3 protein-coding genes are annotated in these 3,492 nt (G+C 71.3%); 2 read left to right on the plus strand and 1 reads right to left on the minus strand.

Annotated features, from left to right (window positions below; genetic code table 11):
- The coding region (locus tag CR470_RS36665) for a sugar transferase (RefSeq protein WP_257139045.1) at nt 1–1,244 on the plus strand (1,244 nt) is incomplete at its 5' end.
- A gap of 74 nt (nt 1,245–1,318) precedes the next feature.
- Here CR470_RS36665 and CR470_RS36670 read toward each other — a convergent pair.
- Nucleotides 1,319–2,302, minus strand: coding sequence for a GDP-L-fucose synthase family protein (locus tag CR470_RS36670; protein WP_097871994.1), 984 nt, complete (start codon nt 2,300–2,302; stop codon nt 1,319–1,321).
- A gap of 114 nt (nt 2,303–2,416) precedes the next feature.
- Here CR470_RS36670 and gmd point away from each other — a divergent pair, with 114 nt between their 5' ends.
- Nucleotides 2,417–3,430, plus strand: a complete 1,014-nt coding sequence (gmd, locus tag CR470_RS36675) for a GDP-mannose 4,6-dehydratase (RefSeq protein ID WP_097871998.1) — start codon at nt 2,417–2,419, stop codon at nt 3,428–3,430.
- Nucleotides 3,431–3,492 lie beyond the last annotated feature (62 nt).

The raw sequence follows: 3,492 nt of genomic DNA on the forward strand, positions 1-3,492 counted from the left end.
AGATATGTATAAGAGACAGGTACACGGACCGGCCGGGGGCCGGGCCCGGCGGCGCGCTCGGCCCGGTCGGGGACTGGCTCGCGCTCATCGGCCTGCTGGCCGTGCTGCACACGGCGGCGGGAAGCCCGGTGGACCCGGCCACGGCCGTCGTGGCCGTGGCGCCGGGGCTGCCGATCGCCACGGCGGTGGCGGGGCTGCGCCGGTGGCCGCTCTCCCGACGCCGGGGACACCGGGCCAGCAGGGTGCTGCTGGTCGGCGAGCCATCGGGCGTGGGCCGGGCGGCCGAGCTGCTCAACTCCCGTACGGATCACGACTATTTTCTGGTCGCCGCCATCCCGGTGGGCGCCGCCCGGCTGGAGCTGGACGGTGTGCGGGTGCCGGGGCGCCTCGCGTCCCGCCCGGCCGACGACGACGTGACGACGGTGCTCGGCGCCGTCTACGCCCACGCGGCCGACCTCGTACTGGTGGCTCCCGGGCCCCAGCTGACCGGCGACCGGCTGCGCCGGCTCGGCTGGGGACTGCACGACGGGGGCGTCGCCCTGTCCGTGGTCTCGGAGCTGTCCGGGGTGGCGGCCGAGCGGGTGCGTCCCGTCACCGCGGCCGGGCTCACCCTGCTGCACATCGCGCCGCCTCTGCGCGGGGGCCCGCAGGCCGTGCTGAAGAACGCGCTGGACCGTACGGGGGCCCTGTTCGGGCTGCTGGTGCTGACACCGTTACTCCTGGCGGTGGCACTGAGCGTCCGGCTGACCTCGCGGGGCCCGGTCTTCCACCGGCAGGTCCGGCACGGGCGGCACAACCGGCCCTTCACCATGTGGAAGTTCCGCACGATGGTGGCGGACGCGGAGAAGCTGAAGGCACAGCTGGCCGCCAGCAACGAGGTCGACGGACCGCTCTTCAAGATGCGCGGCGACCCCCGGGTGACACCGGTCGGACGGATGCTGCGGCGGACGTCGATCGACGAACTCCCGCAGCTCCTCAACGTGTTGCTGGGCCAGATGTCGCTGGTGGGTCCGCGGCCGCCCCTGCCGGAGGAGGCCTCGCGGTACGACGAGCGCGAACACCGCCGGCTCGCCGTGAAGCCGGGGCTGACGGGCCTGTGGCAGGTGAGCGGCCGCTCCGATCTGACCTGGCAGGAGACCGTCTCGCTCGACCTCTGGTACGTCGACAACTGGTCGGTGGCCACCGACATGGGACTCCTCGCCCGCACCGTGCGCGCCGTCACCGACGGCCGCGGGGCGTACTGAGGGCGGCGGGCGTGCGGATGCGAGGAGCACAGCCGGTGCGCCGCCGCGAGACACCTCCCGACGGCGGCGAACGGTCACTGTCCGGGCGGGAGCTGCCCGAGCCACCAGGCGTAGGTGCGGGCGATGCCGTCGCGCAGCGGGATTTGCGGTGTGAAGCCGAGGGAGGAGAGGCGGGTGACGTCGAGCAGCTTGCGGGGCGCCCCGTCGGGCTTCGAGGCGTCCCAGCCGATGCGCCCCTGGTAGCCCGTCACCTCCTTCACCGTGTCCGCGAGTTCACTGATGGTGAGGTCGTCGCCGCAGCCGATGTTGACGGGTTCGTCGCCGTCGTAGGCCTCCAGCAGGCGCACACAGGCGGCGGCGAGGTCGTCGACATGGAGGAACTCGCGGCGCGGAGTGCCGGAGCCCCACAGGGTCACCTCGTCGGCCCCGTCCCGCCGCGCCTCGTGGAAGCGGCGGATCAGCGCGGGCAGGACGTGCGAGGTCTCCAGGTCGAAGTTGTCGCCCGGCCCGTAGAGATTGGTGGGCATGGCGCTGATGTAGGAGGCGCCGTACTGGCGGCGGTAGGACTGGGTCTGGACGATTCCGGCGATCTTGGCGAGGGCGTAGGCCTCGTTGGTGGGCTCCAGCTCGCCGGTGAGCAGCGAGCCCTCGCGGATCGGCTGGGGTGCGAGCCTGGGGTAGATGCACGACGAGCCGAGGAAGAGCAGCCGCTCGGTCCCGGCCGCGTGCGCGCCGGCGATCACGCTGAGCTGTATGCGCAGGTTGTCCTCCAGGAACTGCACCGGGTAGGTGCTGTTGGCCATGATCCCGCCGACCTTGGCGGCGGCCAGCACCACGGCGTCCGGGCGGATCTCCTTCAGATACGCCCCGGTCCGCGCGGCGTCGCGCAGGTCGAGGAGGTCGCGGCCGCGGGTGAGCACCTCGTGACCGTCGGCGGCGAGGCGGCGGGCCACCGCCGAGCCGACCAGGCCGCGGTGTCCCGCGACGAATACGCGGGAGCCGGACCGCAGTAGGGGGCGGACGGATTCCTGGGAAGGGACGGGGAGTTCGGTCGTCATGGCTCGGATTGTGCCAGCAGAAAGGGACTGCGGTGACACTTCGCCGCAGAACGCTCCAATTCCGATATGTCAGTGAACGTCGCCGTCGAAGCGATCAGCAGAGAAGGGGGAATCGTGGTGAAGACCGCGCTCATCACCGGAGTGACCGGCCAGGACGGTTCATATCTGGCCGAGTTGTTGCTCGACAAGGGGTACACGGTGCACGGGCTCATACGCCGTTCCTCCAGCTTCAACACCGAGCGGATCGACCACATCTACCAGGGCCCCGAGGAACCGGAGCGCTCCTTCGTCCTGCATCACGCGGACCTGACCGACGGTGTGGCCCTGGTGAACCTGCTGCGCGACATCCGGCCCGACGAGGTCTACAACCTGGGCGCGCAGTCGCATGTGCGGGTGTCCTTCGACGCCCCGCTGTACACCGGTGACGTCACGGGCCTCGGCACCGTCCGGCTCCTGGAGGCGGTCCGGGCCAGCGGCATCCAGACCCGGATCTACCAGGCCTCGTCCTCCGAGATGTTCGGCGCCAGCCCGCCCCCGCAGAACGAGAACACCTCGTTCCACCCGCGGAGCCCGTACAGCGTGGCGAAGGTCTACGCCTACTGGGCCACGGTCAACTACCGCGAGGCGTACGGCATGTTCGCGGTGAACGGGATCCTCTTCAACCACGAGTCGCCGCGCCGGGGCGAGACCTTCGTGACCCGGAAGATCACCCGGGGTGTCGCCCGGATCAAGGCCGGGCTCCAGGAACGTCTGCACCTGGGCAACCTGGACGCGGTCCGGGACTGGGGATACGCGCCGGAGTACGTGGACGCCATGTGGCGGATGCTCCAGTGCGACACTCCCGACGACTACGTGGTCGCCACCGGTGAGGGCGTGAGCGTCCGGCAGTTCCTGGAGTTCGCCTTCGAGCACGCGGAGCTGGACTGGCGCGAGCACGTGCGTTACGACCCGAAGTACGAACGCCCGAGCGAGGTCGACGCGTTGATCGGAGACGCGTCGAAGGCCGAGGCGCTCCTCGGCTGGAAGCCCTCGGTGAAGTCGCGCGAACTGGCCCGCATCATGGTCGACGCCGACATCCGCCGCCTGGACGACCAGCTGACCGGGGCCGCCGTCCGGGTGGACAGATGACCGGGCCGGGCGGCGCGTTCCCGCGGGTCCGCCCGGCGGCCCCGTCCGGCCCGGGGCCGACT

Origin of the sequence: Streptomyces sp. rh34 (assembly GCF_002551245.1) — a bacterium.
In the GTDB taxonomy this organism is placed as follows: Bacteria; Actinomycetota; Actinomycetes; order Streptomycetales; family Streptomycetaceae; genus Streptomyces.

What these genes read in the sequence shown, in the direction of transcription:
- CR470_RS36670 (WP_097871994.1), bottom strand. Translation starts at nt 2,302, where the DNA reads ATGACGACCGAACTCCCCGTCCCTTCCCAGGAATCCGTCCGCCCCCTA.